General features: G+C 59.3%; 17 protein-coding genes and 1 pseudogene. 12 read left to right on the top strand and 6 right to left on the bottom strand.

What is annotated here, in order from left to right; all coding sequences use genetic code 11:
* Positions 1-108: 108 nt before the first annotated feature.
* The 5 genes and pseudogenes from KP004_RS21550 to KP004_RS02965 all read left to right on the top strand — a co-directional run.
* Positions 109-267, top strand: a pseudogene (locus KP004_RS21550) (type II toxin-antitoxin system RelE/ParE family toxin); the annotation flags it as partial.
* Positions 268-399: 132 nt separating this feature from the next.
* Complete coding sequence (locus KP004_RS02980; RefSeq protein ID WP_216800895.1) at positions 400-705, top strand: HigA family addiction module antitoxin; 306 nt, start codon at positions 400-402, stop codon at positions 703-705.
* A 99-nt stretch (positions 706-804) separates the two neighbouring features.
* Complete coding sequence (locus KP004_RS02975; protein WP_216800894.1) at positions 805-1077, top strand: type II toxin-antitoxin system Phd/YefM family antitoxin; 273 nt, start codon at positions 805-807, stop codon at positions 1075-1077.
* Position 1078: 1 nt separating this feature from the next.
* On the top strand, positions 1079-1381 hold the full coding sequence (locus tag KP004_RS02970) for a type II toxin-antitoxin system RelE/ParE family toxin (protein ID WP_216800893.1): 303 nt from the start codon (positions 1079-1081) through the stop codon (positions 1379-1381).
* Positions 1382-1600: 219 nt separating this feature from the next.
* Entirely contained in the window at positions 1601-2671 is a 1071-nt protein-coding gene (locus KP004_RS02965) for a pyridoxal-phosphate-dependent aminotransferase family protein (protein WP_216800892.1), read from the top strand.
* A gap of 47 nt (positions 2672-2718) precedes the next feature.
* On the opposite strand, the gene rd is transcribed toward KP004_RS02965, so the two are convergent.
* Positions 2719-2877, bottom strand: a complete 159-nt coding sequence (rd, locus tag KP004_RS02960; protein ID WP_216800891.1) for a rubredoxin — start codon at positions 2875-2877, stop codon at positions 2719-2721.
* A 589-nt stretch (positions 2878-3466) separates the two neighbouring features.
* Between rd and KP004_RS02955 the strand changes: the two genes are divergently transcribed.
* The 6 genes from KP004_RS02955 to KP004_RS02930 all read left to right on the top strand — a co-directional run bounded on the left by KP004_RS02955 (position 3467) and on the right by KP004_RS02930 (position 8894).
* Positions 3467-5323, top strand: coding sequence for a phosphoenolpyruvate carboxykinase (GTP) (locus KP004_RS02955; RefSeq protein WP_239026910.1), 1857 nt, complete (start codon positions 3467-3469; stop codon positions 5321-5323).
* Between the two features lie 143 nt (positions 5324-5466).
* Positions 5467-7056 carry a phosphoenolpyruvate carboxykinase (ATP) gene (pckA, locus tag KP004_RS02950; protein ID WP_216800889.1) on the top strand — a complete coding sequence of 530 codons (1590 nt, stop codon included), beginning with the start codon at positions 5467-5469 and terminating at the stop codon, positions 7054-7056.
* A 52-nt stretch (positions 7057-7108) separates the two neighbouring features.
* Positions 7109-7300 carry a hypothetical protein gene (locus KP004_RS02945; protein WP_216800888.1) on the top strand — a complete coding sequence of 64 codons (192 nt, stop codon included), beginning with the start codon at positions 7109-7111 and terminating at the stop codon, positions 7298-7300.
* Between the two features lie 185 nt (positions 7301-7485).
* Positions 7486-7647 (top strand): type II toxin-antitoxin system CcdA family antitoxin, encoded by a 162-nt coding sequence (locus tag KP004_RS02940; protein WP_216800887.1) that lies wholly within the window; start codon positions 7486-7488, stop codon positions 7645-7647.
* A gap of 23 nt (positions 7648-7670) precedes the next feature.
* Positions 7671-8648, top strand: a complete 978-nt coding sequence (locus KP004_RS02935) for a quinone oxidoreductase family protein (protein WP_216800886.1) — start codon at positions 7671-7673, stop codon at positions 8646-8648.
* Positions 8649-8693: 45 nt separating this feature from the next.
* On the top strand, positions 8694-8894 hold the full coding sequence (locus KP004_RS02930; RefSeq protein WP_216800885.1) for a hypothetical protein: 201 nt from the start codon (positions 8694-8696) through the stop codon (positions 8892-8894).
* Positions 8895-8957: 63 nt separating this feature from the next.
* On the opposite strand, the gene KP004_RS02925 is transcribed toward KP004_RS02930, so the two are convergent.
* Entirely contained in the window at positions 8958-9398 is a 441-nt protein-coding gene (locus KP004_RS02925) for an SRPBCC family protein (protein ID WP_216800884.1), read from the bottom strand.
* 203 nt (positions 9399-9601) lie between these two features.
* On the opposite strand from KP004_RS02925, the gene KP004_RS02920 reads away from it, so the two are divergent.
* Positions 9602-10252 carry a hypothetical protein gene (locus KP004_RS02920; protein WP_216800883.1) on the top strand — a complete coding sequence of 217 codons (651 nt, stop codon included), beginning with the start codon at positions 9602-9604 and terminating at the stop codon, positions 10250-10252.
* Between the two features lie 1069 nt (positions 10253-11321).
* On the opposite strand, the gene hisG is transcribed toward KP004_RS02920, so the two are convergent.
* The 4 genes from hisG to KP004_RS02900 all read right to left on the bottom strand — a co-directional run bounded on the left by hisG (position 11322) and on the right by KP004_RS02900 (position 14827).
* Positions 11322-12194, bottom strand: a complete 873-nt coding sequence (gene hisG, locus KP004_RS02915) for an ATP phosphoribosyltransferase (RefSeq protein WP_216800882.1) — start codon at positions 12192-12194, stop codon at positions 11322-11324.
* Positions 12195-12381: 187 nt separating this feature from the next.
* Positions 12382-12759, bottom strand: coding sequence for a phosphoribosyl-AMP cyclohydrolase (gene hisI, locus KP004_RS02910; protein ID WP_135868296.1), 378 nt, complete (start codon positions 12757-12759; stop codon positions 12382-12384).
* Positions 12760-13133: 374 nt separating this feature from the next.
* On the bottom strand, positions 13134-13931 hold the full coding sequence (locus KP004_RS02905; RefSeq protein ID WP_216800881.1) for an ABC transporter ATP-binding protein: 798 nt from the start codon (positions 13929-13931) through the stop codon (positions 13134-13136).
* Positions 13928-14827, bottom strand: coding sequence for an ABC transporter permease (locus tag KP004_RS02900; protein ID WP_216800880.1), 900 nt, complete (start codon positions 14825-14827; stop codon positions 13928-13930). The genes KP004_RS02905 and KP004_RS02900 overlap by 4 nt, the downstream gene beginning before the upstream one ends.
* Positions 14828-14879 lie beyond the last annotated feature (52 nt).

Genomic DNA, 14879 nt, shown 5'->3' with positions numbered 1-14879 from the left:
CGCAACATATACAATATAGGCGGGATTTTGAGGCGGGAGCACCGGAGGTTGTCGCAGATCGACGCAGCAGTGGGGCAATGGTTCCGGCGGCTATTGTCTCGACAGGATATGACACCTATGATAACGTCCTTCAAGGACAAAGAGAACGAGAAGCTGTTCCATGGCCGATTCTCCAGCAAGCTTCCGCAGTCGATTCAGCGCACTGCGGCGATGAAACTTGCGATGCTGCATGCGGCCACCTTGCTGGAGACACTGCGGGCCCCTCCTTCCAATAATCTGGAAGCGCTGCGGGGCGATCGGGCGGGCCAGCACAGCATCCGGGTGGCGTATCTGCTTCACCTGGCACGATGGCAATGCCTGCGAGGTGGAGATAGTCGACTACCACTAGGAGGCCAGCAGATGGCGAAAAGGGATTTTCCACCCATTCACCCCTGCCAAATACTGTTGGCCGAATTTCTCGAGCCGATGGGCATCACGCAATACAGGCTGGCCAAAGACATAGGAGTCACGCCTCGCCGCATCAACGAGATCGTCCACGGCAGGCGCTCCATCACTGCCGACACCGCACTGCGGCTCGGCCGTTTCTTCGCCATGGAGGCCCAGTTCTGGCTCAACCTGCAGAACCACTACGACATGGAAGTGGCGCTGGAGGCGTTGCAGGGCCGCCTGGAAACGGAAGTCCGCCCCTTCTCCCGCGCCGCCTGACCCGCTATTTTGCCTCATGCACCTGCAGGGACCGCCTCCTTGAAAGTACCTTTAACCGGTGCTATTATCGGCCCGGAAGTAAACGACGGGAGGACACGCATGTCTGGCATCAAGTTTTCAGAAGACGTTGTTCCGCTTAGCGACCTGAAGGTAAATCCCGGCAGGGTCATCAGCCAGGCCGACAAGACCCACCGCCCAATCCTATTAACCAGCAGGGGGCGCGGTGTGGCTGTGGTCCAATCCCTGGAAGATTATGAGGCAGGGACGGAGGAGCGCGCCTTTCTGCGCGGGGTCGTGCAAGGCCTCATGGACCTGGAACAGGGGCGGGAACTGGATCTCGATGAGGTGAAGAAGCGACTCGGGCTTGTGTGACATGGCCGGAAAACTCTCCATCTCTTTCGCCATCTCGGCAGTCGAGGACCTGGAGGAGATCCGCAGATGGTACTGCGACCAGCATGTCCCGGAGATCGGGGAAAAGCTTATCCGTGAAGTTATCCGCTCAGTGGAACGACTTGCCTTCTATCCAAACAGCGGACGCATCGTCAAAGAGTTCGGCCTCACCTATCTCAGGGAAGTTGTCCTTCCTCCTTTTCGCATCATCTACCGCCTCGACAAGAAGGCCGTCCGCATCGTGAGGGTATGGCGCAGCGAGCGGCTACTTACCCTTCCCCAATGACAATGCCCCCCCCGGCGCACAGCGTCCTCCTACCGCGTGACCCGCCGTTTTTTGTGTTACAAATCAGGACGCGAGAATTGACATCGGCGGCGTAATCTGCTAGGTTGACGATCCGCCTGCAGCAGGCTCGCGGACCGCTCGCACCTTGGCGCCGCGCCCTTCCCCACCCCCTTCCCAGCCGCACGCTGCCGGCAAAAATAAGCTTGTTACGGAGCCTACATGCATAAGAAGCTGTACATCCCCGGACCGATCGAAGTGAGCCCGGAAATCCTCGAGGCCATGGCAACGCCGATGATCGGCCACCGCATGCCGGAGTACGCGCGCCTGCACAAGGGCGTTACCGACAAGCTGAAGCAGCTCATGTCCACCAAGGAGAAGGTCTTCCTCTCCACATCGAGCGCCTTCGGCGCCATGGAAGGGGCGGTACGGAACCTGGTCGGCAAGCGCTGCGCCAACTTCTGCAACGGCGCCTTTTCCGACAAGTGGCACAAGGTCACCCTCTCCTGCGGCAAGGAAGCCGACGCCTTCAAGGCCGAGTGGGGCCAGCCCATCACCCCCGAGATGGTGGACGCGGCACTCTCCACCGGCAAGTACGACGCCATCACCCTGATCCACAACGAGACCTCCACCGGCACCATGAGCCCGCTTCCCGAGATCGGGGCGGTGCTCAAGAAGTACCCGGACGTGGTTTCCATCATAGACACCGTCTCCTCGATGAGCGCGCTCAACATCCCCATCGACGAGTTGGGCATCGACTGCTGCGTCTTCGGCGTGCAGAAGGCCTTCGCGCTGCCGCCGGGCCTCGCCGTCTTCACCGCCAGCGAAAGGGCCCTGGAGCGCGCCAAGACCGTCCCCGGCCGCGGCTACTACTTCGACTTCCTCGAGTTCCTCGCCGCCGACGAGAAGGACAACACGCCGTCAACCCCGTGCATCTCGCTCATCTACGCGATGAACCTTCAGCTGGAGCGCATCTTCGCGGAGGGACTGGAGCAGCGCTGGCAGCGCCACCAGGAGATGGCGGCGTTCATGCGGGGCTGGGTGGCGCAGCACGGCTTCGGCATCCTGCCGGCCGAACCGTACCGTTCCGTCACCCTCACCTGCGCGACCAACGACCGTGGCGTCGACCTGGGCCTGGTGAAGAAACAGCTGGGTGAGCGCGGCATTGCGTTCGACGACGGGTACGGGAAGCTGAAAGGGAAGACCTTCCGCGTAGCCCACATGGGCGACATGAAACTGGAAGATCTCAAACAGATCACAAACGAATTGGAGGGACTGCTGCAGGGTCTCTAAAGTCGAAGGGGGGGGGAGCAGTTCAGCTCCCCCCCTTTTTACGTGTCCTACTCCGGCTCGAAGGCCTCCTTGCCGACCCCGCAGATGGGACAGACCCAGTCGTCGGGAAGGTCGGCGAAGGGGGTTCCGGGCGGCACCCCGTTATCAGGGTCGCCCAGATAGGGGTCGTAGACGTATTGGCAGACGGTGCAGATGTAAGGCTCCATTGAATACCCCCAGTGTTTCATGGTGAGGCCGGCCGTTTCGGGTCGGCGAAAGGTCTCAACTCTCTAATGTTAGCTCGGGACTGAATGGACAGGAACCAGACACAGCCTCAAGCCCGGCAAAAGTCTAACAGACTGAGAGTGCGTGTCAATTGACCTCTTGTATACATTTGCGCTTGCTTTTGAAAGCTGTTGTGTTACTTTATAATAATTAAAATTATGACTCAGAGAGGAGAGCGGACAGTCGTTCGATGACATCAGTTGGTGCATGTCTCTCAAGGAACAAACGCCACGATCTCACAGAGCGAATCGTCAGTCAGGGCGAGGGCCTCACTTCCCAGCACCCCGCATTCGACGTCCATAAATCCCAACACTCGGTACCATAAACCCAACTAACCGACGCTAACGAAACATCAACCGTAGGCCGGAATTGCCATCGGCGGCCCAAGCACTGGTCACTTTTGGTCGTTTGCGGTCCACCGCCATAACGGCAGAGAGGACAACTATGGAAACCTGTGAGATTAGCAGCACCGCGGAGGGTTTGGTCTCTTCTAAAAATGCGATGAAGCAATACCCAAAGGAGGGAATATCCATGAATTACGAAGTTAAGAACAAGCAGCTCTTGGCCTGGGTCAAGGAAGTCGCCGAGATGTGCCAACCGGACCAGATCCACTGGTGCGACGGGACCGAGGCGGAGTACGACAGCCTGTGCGAACTGCTGGTCAAAGGCGGCACCTTCCGTAAGCTGAACCCGGAGAAGCGCCCGAACAGCTACCTGGCCCTGTCCGATCCCGGCGACGTCGCCCGCGTCGAGGACCGCACCTTCATCTGCTCCATCGCCAAGCAGGATGCCGGCCCGACCAACAACTGGGTGCACCCCAAGGAGATGAAGAAGACCCTGACCGGCCTCTTCACCGGCTGCATGAAGGGGCGCACCATGTACGTCATCCCCTTCTCCATGGGTCCGCTGGGCTCCAACATCGCCAAGATCGGCGTCGAGATCTCCGACTCCCCCTACGTCGCGGTCAACATGAAGATCATGACCCGCATGGGCAAGAAGGTCATCGACATCCTCGGTGAAAACGGCGAGTTCGTCCCCTGCCTGCATTCGGTCGGCGCACCGCTCGCCGCCGGGCAGAAAGACGTGCCCTGGCCGTGCAACAAGGAGAAGTACATCGTCCACTTCCCGGAGGAGCGCTCCATCTGGTCCTTCGGCTCCGGCTACGGCGGCAACGCCCTGCTGGGCAAGAAGTGCCTCGCCCTCAGGATCGCTTCCAAGATCGCCAAGGACGAGGGGTGGCTGGCCGAGCACATGCTGATCCTCGGCATCGAGACCCCGGAAGGTGAGAAGACCTACCTGGGCGCCGCCTTCCCGAGCGCCTGCGGCAAGACCAACCTCTCCATGCTGGTCCCGCCCGACCACTTCGCCAAGAGCGGCTACAAGATCTCCACCGTGGGCGACGACATCGCCTGGATCAAGCCCGGTCCCGACGGCCAGCTCTACGCCATCAACCCGGAAGCAGGCTTCTTCGGCGTGGCCCCGGGCACCTCGTTCAAGTCCAACCCGAACGCGATGCACTCCTGCGCCAAGAACACCATCTTCACCAACGTGGCGCTCACCCCGGACGGCGACGTCTGGTGGGAGGGGATGACCGACGAGCTTCCGGCGAAGCTGACCGACTGGCAGGGCAACGAGTGGACCCCGGGCTGCGGCAGGAACGCCGCGCACCCGAACTCCCGCTTCACCTCCCCGGCTTCGCAGTGCCCCTCCATCGACCCGGCCTGGGAAGACCCGAAGGGCGTGCCCATGAAGGCGTTCGTGTTCGGCGGCCGCCGCAACAACGTGATCCCGCTGGTGTACCAGTCCTTCAACTGGAGCTACGGCGTGTACCTCGCCGCCACCATGGGGAGCGAGACCACCGCGGCCGCCGTGGGCGCCATCGGCAACGTCCGTCGCGACCCGTTCGCGATGCTCCCCTTCACCGGCTACCACGTGGCGGACTACTTCAACCACTGGCTGCAGGTCGGGCGCACCACCCCGAACCCGCCGCGCATCTTCTCGGTCAACTGGTTCCGTAAAGACGCCAACGGCAAGTTCCTCTGGCCGGGCTTCGGCGAGAACATGCGCGTTCTCAAGTGGATCGCCGACCGCGCCAACGGCCGCGGTGCCTCCGTCGAGAGCCCGCTGGGGTGGATGCCGCGCTACGAGGACCTGGATTGGACCGGCCTGAACGAGGTCTCCCGCGAGCAGTACCAGGAGCTCATGTCCATCGACCGCGACGTCTGGAAGGAGGAGATCCTCTCCCACGAGGAGCTGTTCGTGAAGATGTACGACCGTCTCCCGAAAGAATTCCTCCACATCCGCGAGATGATCCTTTCCGGGCTGTGGCGTTCGCCGGAGCACTGGGAGCAGTACAACCCGGCCTCCGCCGAAGGGTTCAACGACTAACAAGTCGCTGAAGTACAATGAAACAAGCAAGGGCCCCGGTCTTAATGACCGGGGCCCTTTTGCGTTGCCGCGCCGGTTGCAAAGCTACCTGCCCCTGATATCTTTTAAGCTTGGCGCAGATCCAATGAGAGGGGGAGCCAGCAGTGAGATTAAACGATATCACCAGGGGCAATGGACTCGAGCAACATGGCATCCACAACGCGAACCTTATCTACTGGACCTCCCCGACCTCCGTTCTCTACGAGCAGGTGGTCCGCCGCGGCGAGGGGCTCATCTCACACCTGGGGGCGCTCGCGGTCAAGACCGGGCACTACACCGGGCGCGCGGCGAACGACAAGTTCATCGTGGATGAGCCCTCCTCGAGCAGCCACATCAACTGGGGCAAGGTTAATCGCCCCTTCCCGCCGGAGAAGTTCGACGCGCTCTACCGGAAGATGTGCAACTACATGCAGGGACGCGACCTGTTCGTCCAGGACTGCTTCGCCGGGGCAAGCCCCGCCCATCGCATCCCGGTGCGCATCATAACCGAGCGGGCCTGGCATTCACTGTTCGCGCGCAACATGTTCCTGCGCGCAACCCAGGAGGAACTGCTCTCCCACAAGACTGAGTTCACCGTCATCGACCTCCCCGCCTTCCATGCCCAGCCCAGCGTCGACGGCACCAACTCCGAGGCCTTCATCATCATCAACTTCGCCAGGAAGATGGTCATCATCGGCGGCACCAGCTACGCCGGCGAGATCAAGAAGTCGATCTTCACCGTGCTCAACTACCTGCTGCCGCAAAAGAACGTGATGTCGATGCACTGCTCTGCCAACACCGGGCCCGGCGGCGACGTGGCCATCTTCTTCGGCCTTTCCGGCACCGGGAAGACGACGCTCTCAGCAGCACCCAACCGCCTCCTGATCGGCGACGACGAGCACGGCTGGGACGAAGAGGGGGTCTTCAACTTCGAGGGAGGGTGTTACGCCAAGGTGATCAACCTTTCGGCCGAGAGCGAGCCCGAGATCTACCAGTGCACCCGGAGGTTCGGCACCATCCTGGAGAACGTCGCCATCGACACCATCTCGCGCCGCATCGATCTCGACGACGCCTCCTTCACCGAGAACACCCGGGCCTCCTACCCGATCACCCACATCCCCAACATCGTCCCGTCGGGGGTAGGCGGCCACCCCAGCAACGTGATCATGCTCACCTGCGACGCCTTCGGTGTGCTGCCGCCGATCGCCCGTCTCACCGCGGCGCAGGCGATGTACCATTTCCTGTCGGGTTACACCGCCAAAGTGGCCGGGACCGAGGCGGGCGTCACCGAGCCGCAGGCGACCTTCTCGGCCTGTTTCGGCGCCCCCTTCATGGCTCTCAGGCCGTCGCTGTACGCCGACCTCCTCGGCAAGATGATCGCCGCGAACAAGGTCGACTGCTGGCTGGTGAACACCGGCTGGAGCGGCGGCGGTCCCGGCGTGGGGGCGAGGATGAAGATCGCCTACTCGCGCGCCCTGGTGAACGCGGCCCTGGACGGGACGCTGAGCGCAGGCACCTTCGTAAAGGACCCGGTCTTCGGCCTGAACATCCCCACCGCCTGCCCCGGAGTGCCGACCGAAATCCTCAACGCGAGAAACGCCTGGAGCGACAAGGCCGCCTACGATGCCACTGCCCAGAAGCTCGTGGAGATGTTCCGCCACAACTTCGGCCAGTTCAAGGAGACGGCAGCGCCGGAGATCGCCTCCGTTCTGTAGTTGCACTGCGAAGCCACGCTGCTATCATTAACGCAGGACTCAGGAGGTTACCATGAAACGGGTACATTCAGAGATATGTGACACCACGGAGAGGAAAGAGCAGCGGGTACAGGTGAAGAACGTGAAGACCGGCGAGATCGGGCTGAGTTACGGCTGCACCATCGAAGGTGACACCGTGCAGGTGGAGCTCCCCGACGGCAGCCTGGACAGCTGGCCCGAAGACGACTGCGAGATGATTGCGTAACGCATTGTCACGGGGGCAGCGGGCAGGACCGCGAAACCGTCGCCAACTCCCGCTGCCTCCGTGGCAGCAAGCATAAAGAGGATAGAGAGGCCGTCCAAATGAAGGGCGGCCTTTCTTGTTGAAACTTTCAAGAATGACACGAATGGGGTATGTTATACGGATCGCAAATCGCAGGAGGCATCCGCATGCCAGTGAATCTGTTTGGCCCCAATGCTCCCCAAAAGTTGATTACTGTCAGAGAGGACTATTACCTGCATTGGAACGAGGAGAACAAAGAGGCAATTGATGATTACAATCGCCGCGTAGACACCCAGGGAACCTTTAGTGACGGCCGGAGACGGTTCTGACATCTTCGTTATAGGAGTGCACCATGTCTAAAGCAATCTGCTTTGAACAGTTTGGCGGGCCGGAAGTGCTGAAGTGGATGGAGGTCGATGTACCGGAACCGGGACCGGGGGAGGTGCTCATCCGGCACAAGGCGGTCGGAGTGAACTTCGTCGACGTGTACCAGCGCAGCGGACTGTACAAGATGCCGCTGCCGGCAATCGCCGGCAATGAAGGAGCCGGCGTGGTCGAGGCCGTCGGCGAGGGAGTTACGCTGTTCAAGGTCGGCGACCGCGTCGCTTACGCGGGGACTTCCGGCGGCGGCTACTGCGAATCCCGCGTCATCAAGGCGGATCGGCTCTGCCTGCTCCCTGATGCCGTCTCATTCGAGCAGGCAGCCGGGATGATGCTCAAGGGGCTGACCGTACAGTACCTGGTCAGGAGAACCTACCGGGTGCAGGCAGGAGAAACCGTGGTGTTCCATGCCGCCGCAGGCGGCGTCGGAACCATCGCCTGCCAGTGGCTGCGTGCCTTGGGCGCCAAGGTGATAGGCACCGCCGGCACGGAAGAAAAGTGCGAGCTGGCGCGCAAGCACGGCGCCGACTACTGCGTCAACTACCGCACGGAAAACATCCTGGAGCGGCTGAAGGAGATCACCGGCGGTGAAGGCGCTGCGGTGGTGTACGATTCCGTGGGCAAGGACACCTTCGAGACCTCGCTCAAGTGCCTGCGCCCCCGGGGTCTCATGGTGAGCTTTGGCAACGCTTCCGGTCCGGTCCCGCCGGTCGACCTGCTGCTCCTGTCGCAACAGGGATCCCTGTACCTGACCCGTACCGGGCTCGCCACCTACATCGCCAAGCGTTCCGAGTTGGAAGAGGCATCCGCCGAGCTCTTCGAGATGGTAACCTCCGGTAAGGTGAAGATCGAGATCAACAGGAGCTTCCCGTTACAGGACGCGGCCCAGGCTCACCGGGAGTTGGAGGCGCGCCAGACTACCGGCTCCACCATCCTCATTCCGGATTAACGACCAGCCCCGGTTCCGCAGAAACTAATAGATAAGGAAGTGATCATGCCACCCACCGAGAAACCGACCGCACTGGACAAAGCCATGGCAACCGTTTGCGAGCTCTGTCCGGTATGCCTTCATGCCCGTTATCATCAGAAGGGGCTCGTCTACGACTTCGTCACCCGCATCGAGGAAGACGTCTGCCCCTTCTGCCGCGCCTACGAGCGGGTGCACGGGAAGAAGGCACACGAAAGAAGAAGATAGTCACACCTTGTGGCGGGGCGGCAGCCGGCATGGCGCGGCTACCGCCCCCTCCCCTCTCATGCGTTAAGAAACATCCGCCTCAACAAGCATCTTCAGCAGGGCCAGCGACTCCTGCCAGCCGAGATAGCAAGCTTCGGCAGGAATGGCTTCAGGAACACCCTCCTGCACGATCTTCAATTCAGTTCCGCACGACACCCGGCGCAGAGTTGTCGTCGTCTGTATCTCTCCAGATAGATTCGGATCGTCGAAAGCGTCCGTGTAGCGTATCCGTTCGTGCGGCACCAGTTCCAAGTAGGTGCCTCCGAAGGAATGGGTCTGCCCCGTGGAGAAATTGGTGAACGACATCTTGTAGGTCCCACCGACCTTTGCGTCCATCTGATGGACCTTTGCGGTGAATCCGTTCGGCGGCAGCCACTTCACCAGGGCGTCCGGGTCAAGGAATGCTCGATAGATCTTCTCGGGTGCCGCTCGAAAAACGCGATGAAGAATGATAGTGTTGGTCATAGCCCGCCTCCTTCCGTTTTAATCTGCGCAGCTCACCTGATATGTTAACGGTCTCGGCGATAAATCGCCAGATCCATCCCCACCTCAAGTCGGCCGGCGAAATGTTCGGGAGCAGAATAAAACGCACCTCGAATCTTGACATTTTTTAATTTATTTTAATAATACTTGCCATATGTATAAACGCCAACGCATGGAGGCCGCCTATGCTGGTTCCAAAGCACGACATTTCAGAGCTAACGAAGTTATCGGATGGTGATCTGATTCAGGAAACGTTGAGGTTTGCCGAGCGCATAAGAGCCCATCGCGCTTTCCAGGACCTGCAGAAGCATGTCCCCGGGCCCGACCGCCTCACCGAATTGGCAACGAAACTGGGGATAACGTCGGAAGCAGCGCGGTACGGCGACAAACTCAAAGCCGAAGAAAGAGACAACACCCGCGACGAAATCATCACCGCCTTTATTTTCGCCTGCCAGCACTCAGTAATGGTGGCAACGCACGAAAAAGACCCATCGCTGATGGATATAGGCTACCAGTTAAGCCACCGGACCTATCCTGCCAAACCGGCCAGCAGCACCCTTCCTGGCCAGCCGGACAAAGTCGACCTGAGACCCGGTCCGAAAGGCTCCGGTATCTTCTGGATTATCGTCAGTAAAATTGCGGGAATGGGGAGCATTGAGGCTCAGTACACGGAAAATCCGAGCGATGAAGCCTCTTGGACAAGCGTGGAGAGATCCTACCTGTGCAAGATAGAGTTGAAACTTGATCTGGTGAAACGGTACTACATCAGGGTCAGGTACCACAACAACACAGGCTACGGGCCGTGGTCTGCGGTCACCGATATCGTCTTGAGCTGATCATTAACGTACGCGGCTGCGGCTTCAGTGCCGCAGCCGCACTTCCCGCCAGCCCCCCCACGCAACAGTCTCCTTTGTCTCCCTCCCCCACCTCGACTGCGTGAGCATTGTCTATTGCATGTTGGGTCTCGGCGATGAATCGTCAGCGCCGTCGATTCAATCTCCAGCCTCGCCGATTAATCGTCAGCGCCATCGATTCAATCTCCAGCCGCGGCGATAAATCGGCTGCGCCGTCGATTCAACCTCCAGCCTCGGCGATAATCGGCAGCGCCGTCGATTCAACCTCCAGTCTCGGCAATAAATCCCCAGCACCGTCGATTCAATCTCCAGCCTCGGCAATAAATCCGCAGCACCGTCGATTCAATCTCCAGCCTCGGCGATAAATCGCCAGCGCCGCCGATTCAATCTCCAGCCTCGGCGATAAATCGCCAGCGCCGTCGATTCAATCTCCAGCCTCGGCGATAAATCGGCAGCGCCGTCGATTCAACCTCCAGCCCCGGCGATAAATCGTCAGCGCCGTCGATTCAACCTCCAGCCCCGGCGATAAATCGTCAGCGCCGTCGATTCAATCTCCAGCCCCGGCGATAAATCCTCAGCGCTGTCGGTTCAATCTCCAGCCTCGGCGATAAATCACCAGCACCGTCGATTCAATCTCCAGCCCCGGCGATAAATCACCAGCACCGTCGATTCAATCTCCAGCCCCGGCAGCAAATCCGCAGCACCTTCGATTCAATCTCCTGCCCCTGCAATAAATCGGCAGCGCCGTCGATTGCCCCCCTTGGGCATAATATGGAATGTCGACAGGAAAGCAGGCAGGATTGACGCATGAAGAAGTGGCGAACAGGATGGGATTTCCCAGCCTTCGCTGGCAAGAGTGGAAGGTTCACTTGGCTCACACCGCCATTCGCCCTCTCTGGAGATGCTCCGCAAGTATGCCGCCGCCGTCGATTGCAAATTGGAGATCAGGCTGGTGCGCAACCATTCGTGACCCGACATGGTGTGCAGCGCACAAAATGCCCGGCCACACATGAAGTGGACCGGGCATTTTCTTTAGCAGGGACTTCTGTGGCTAAATGATCTTATTGAGCGAATACTCCACGATGCCTTCGGCGCCGAGTTTGATGAGCTCGGGGACGATGCGGCGGACTTCCTGCTCGGGCATGATGCTCTCGATGGAAACCCAGTCGGAATTATAATGGTTGGCGACGGTCGGGCTCTTCAGACTCGGGATGACGGCGGTGATTTCGGCCACTTTCTCTTTCGGCGCGTTCATCTTGAGACCAACCATCCCCTCGGCCCTCAGAGAGGACTGCAACAGGGTCGCGATCTGCTCGATCTTGGCGCGCTTCCAGGGATCTTCCCACGCAGCCTTGTTGACGACCATGACAGGGACGGACTCCATCAACTCGGTGATGATCTTCAGACCGTTGGCCTTGATGGTGGAACCGGTCTCGGTAACTTCGACGATGGCGTCGCACAGCCCTTCGACCACCTTCGCCTCGGTGGCGCCCCAGGAGAACTCGACGTTGACCGGGATGTTCCGCTCGGCGAAGTAGCGCTTGGTGAAGCCGACCAGTTCGGTGGAGATGGTGGCGCCATGCAGGTCTTCGGGGCCCTGGATCTTGGAATTGCCGTTCACCACCAGCACCCAGCGGGCCGGGCGGCGGGAAACTTTGGAGTAGACCATCTCGCAGACTTCGATGACGTCGGACTCGTTCTCGCGGATCCAGTCGCGGCCGGCGATGCCGACGTCGATGGTGCCGCGCTCGACGTACTTGCCCATCTCCTGCGGACGGATCAGGGAGCACTTTATCTCATCGTCGTCGATACCGGGGAAGTAGCTGCGTGACGAGATCGATATCTGCCAGCCGGCTTTCTTGAACAGGTCGACGGTGGCGTTTTCAAGGCTCCCCTTCGGGATGCCGAGCTTCAACTTTTCCATGATTCCTCCAGGCTCAAAATTCAGATTAGGATAAAGATAAGGTCATGCAAAAAAGGAATGAGAGCCCGGCTGAGGGAATGGTTATCTTCGTGGCAGCGCCCTCACCCGGCCTTCGGCCACCCTCTCCCGGAGGGAGAGGGGAGAAATAAAAAAAGCCACGTGAGCGTTGGCTCCGTGGCTTTTCAGGCTATTTCTTGTAGACGGTGTTGGGATCGAAGAGCGGATTGGAGTGTTCGACCCAGGTCCCGTTCTCGTACTTCACGTAGAAGCAGCTCCGGTTCCCGGTGTGGCAGGCGGCGGGGCCGTTCTGCTTCACCTTGATCACCACGGTGTCGGCATCGCAGTCGGTCAGCACCTCGATGACTTCCTGGGTGTTGCCGGACTCCTCGCCCTTCATCCAGTACTTGTTCCTGGTGCGGCTGAAGAACCAGGTCTTGCCGGTTTCCAGGGTCAGGTTCAGGGTCTTCTCGTCCATGAACGCGACCATCAAAACTTCCCCGCTTTCGTTGTCCTGGATAACAGCAGGGATCAGTCCACCCATCTTCTCGAAATCGATCTTTATCATGGCTTCTCTCAGTCCTTCTACTGCGTTTAGTGATAAAAAAGTGTCTTTTAATACACCCCCAGCGCGAGTTGTGTCAATGATTATGTAGACGAAACAAGGCAAGAACCGGATATTAACGCAAAGCCGCAGAGACACTAAGAAACCCTTACGGCAAAAACCAAAAACCACACAAAAGGAAAAGGCTTTAACGCAAAGACGCCAAGCCGCAAAGGCGCTAAGAAAAGCTTTAGAGGGAAAACCCGCAAGACTTCGATTCGCCTTCCCCTGCGTCTCTGCGGCTCCGCGCCTTTGCGTTAGAGTCTTTAGTCTTTAAACAAAAAGGCCCGGCGGATCTGTCCGCCGGGCCTTTAGGTGTCTCTTCTCTTTCCCGCCTACTATTCTTCGGCGAGGAGGGTCCTGTCGTTCTCGAAGGTCTTGTGACGCAGTTCGTGGAACTTCTGGATCAGCTTCTCGACGGTGAGCGCCTTCTTCGCTTCGCCTTCGATGTCGAAGATAATCTCGCCGCCGTCCATCATGAGCAGACGGTTGCCGAACTCGATGGCGTGGGTCATGTTGTGGGTGATCATCATGCCGGTCAGGTTGTACTCGCTGATGAACTTGTTGGTCAACTCCAGCACGATCTCGGCGTTCTTCGGGTCCAGCGCGGCGGTGTGCTCATCGAGAAGGATCAGCGACGGCTTGGAGAGGACCATCATGAGCAGGGTGAGCGCCTGGCGCTGGCCGCCAGAGAACATGACCAGGTTCTCCTTCATGCGGTGCTCGAGGCCCATCCTGAGCTGCACCAGCTCCTGCCTGAAGATCTCTCGGGTCTTGTTGTTGAGACTGCGGCGCAACCACTTCATCCCCTTTTTATGGGTGATGGTCATGTTGTCTTCCAGACTCATGTTGCCGGCGGTGCCGAGCAGCGGATTCTGAAAGATCCTGCCGATGTACTTCGCCCTCTTGTACTCCGGATCCCTGGTCACGTTCTTGTCGTTGGCAAAGATCTGCCCTTCGCTGGGGAGGTAGGTCCCGGCGATGGTGTTGAAAAGGGTCGATTTGCCGGCGCCGTTGGAGCCGATGATGGTGATGAAGTCGCCTTCTTTCACCTTGAGGTTGATGTTCTTCAGGGCCTTGTTCTCGTTGACGGTCCCCTGGCCAAATACGATGGAAACGTTCTTAATCTCTATCATTTCGCCACCTTAAACGGGACCTTCAGTTTCTTTGCCTGTGTCATGATGAGCAGGACGATGATCAGCACGCCCTTGATCAGGTTCAAATCGCTCGGGGTCATGTGGATCACGTAGCCGTAGAAGCGCCCGACGTACATGACCGCGTAGAAGCAGACTGAACCGGCAAGCGCACAGAAGGTGAGGACGCCGATGCGGTTGCTCTTGAGCATCAGGAATTCCCCGATCATCACGGAGGCGAGGCCGGAGACGATGATCCCCTGCCCGAGCCCCACGTCGGCAAAGCCCAAGTACTGGGCGGCGAAGGCGCCGGAGATGGCGACCAGGCCGTTGGAGAGGCCGACGCCGATGGTCTTCAGGGTCTTGGGGTTCACCCCCTGCGAGATGACCATCTGCTCGTTGTTCCCCATGGCGCCCAGAGTCATGCCGAGGTCGGTGCGGAAGAAGAGGTCGAGCAGCACCTTGACCACCAGGGCGACGATCAGGAAGAACACGAGGAGGATGTACTCGTCGGGGATGACGCCGGTGAATTTCTCGGTGACCTCCTTCAGGATGGTCGGCTGATCCAGGATGGGGACGTTGGCGCGGTTGCCCAGGATGCGGATGTTGACCGAGTAGAGCATGGTCATGGTGAGGATACCGGCCAGGAGGTTCGGTACTCTCAGGTGGTTATGGATGAGGGCGGTGGCCACGCCAGCCAGCACGCCGCCGGCAAAGGCAACGAGGAGGGCGAGCCAGCCGTTCATGCCGGAAAGGAGGCACTGCACCATGAGTGCGGCCCCCAAGGGGAAGGACCCGTCAACCGTCAGGTCCGGAAAATCAAGAATCCTGAACGAGATGAACACGCCCAGGACCATGATGCCATAGATCAACCCTTCGACAAAAATACCTTCGATCATAACACCCTTCTTAAAACGAAAAGTCAAAACCATTGGCCACGGAGAAAATCTG

This window comes from Geomonas oryzisoli (genome assembly GCF_018986915.1).
GTDB lineage: Bacteria > Desulfobacterota > Desulfuromonadia > Geobacterales > Geobacteraceae > Geomonas > Geomonas oryzisoli.
This window is presented reverse-complemented; position numbering and strand designations above follow the sequence as displayed.

Excerpts from the sequence above, each read along its gene's own strand:
- KP004_RS02900 (WP_216800880.1), bottom strand. The coding sequence starts at position 14,827 with ATGATCGAAGGTATTTTTGTCGAAGGGTTGATCTATGGCATCATGGTC.
- KP004_RS02920 (WP_216800883.1), top strand. The coding sequence starts at position 9,602 with ATGCTGGTTCCAAAGCACGACATTTCAGAGCTAACGAAGTTATCGGAT.
- KP004_RS02945 (WP_216800888.1), top strand. The coding sequence starts at position 7,109 with ATGAAACGGGTACATTCAGAGATATGTGACACCACGGAGAGGAAAGAG.
- KP004_RS02940 (WP_216800887.1), top strand. The coding sequence starts at position 7,486 with ATGCCAGTGAATCTGTTTGGCCCCAATGCTCCCCAAAAGTTGATTACT.
- KP004_RS02970 (WP_216800893.1), top strand. The coding sequence starts at position 1,079 with ATGGCCGGAAAACTCTCCATCTCTTTCGCCATCTCGGCAGTCGAGGAC.
- KP004_RS02925 (WP_216800884.1), bottom strand. The coding sequence starts at position 9,398 with ATGACCAACACTATCATTCTTCATCGCGTTTTTCGAGCGGCACCCGAG.
- rd (WP_216800891.1), bottom strand. The coding sequence starts at position 2,877 with ATGGAGCCTTACATCTGCACCGTCTGCCAATACGTCTACGACCCCTAT.
- KP004_RS02975 (WP_216800894.1), top strand. The coding sequence starts at position 805 with ATGTCTGGCATCAAGTTTTCAGAAGACGTTGTTCCGCTTAGCGACCTG.
- KP004_RS02965 (WP_216800892.1), top strand. The coding sequence starts at position 1,601 with ATGCATAAGAAGCTGTACATCCCCGGACCGATCGAAGTGAGCCCGGAA.
- KP004_RS02955 (WP_239026910.1), top strand. The coding sequence starts at position 3,467 with ATGAATTACGAAGTTAAGAACAAGCAGCTCTTGGCCTGGGTCAAGGAA.
- KP004_RS02930 (WP_216800885.1), top strand. The coding sequence starts at position 8,694 with ATGCCACCCACCGAGAAACCGACCGCACTGGACAAAGCCATGGCAACC.
- hisI (WP_135868296.1), bottom strand. The coding sequence starts at position 12,759 with ATGATAAAGATCGATTTCGAGAAGATGGGTGGACTGATCCCTGCTGTT.
- KP004_RS02980 (WP_216800895.1), top strand. The coding sequence starts at position 400 with ATGGCGAAAAGGGATTTTCCACCCATTCACCCCTGCCAAATACTGTTG.
- KP004_RS02905 (WP_216800881.1), bottom strand. The coding sequence starts at position 13,931 with ATGATAGAGATTAAGAACGTTTCCATCGTATTTGGCCAGGGGACCGTC.
- hisG (WP_216800882.1), bottom strand. The coding sequence starts at position 12,194 with ATGGAAAAGTTGAAGCTCGGCATCCCGAAGGGGAGCCTTGAAAACGCC.
- KP004_RS02935 (WP_216800886.1), top strand. The coding sequence starts at position 7,671 with ATGTCTAAAGCAATCTGCTTTGAACAGTTTGGCGGGCCGGAAGTGCTG.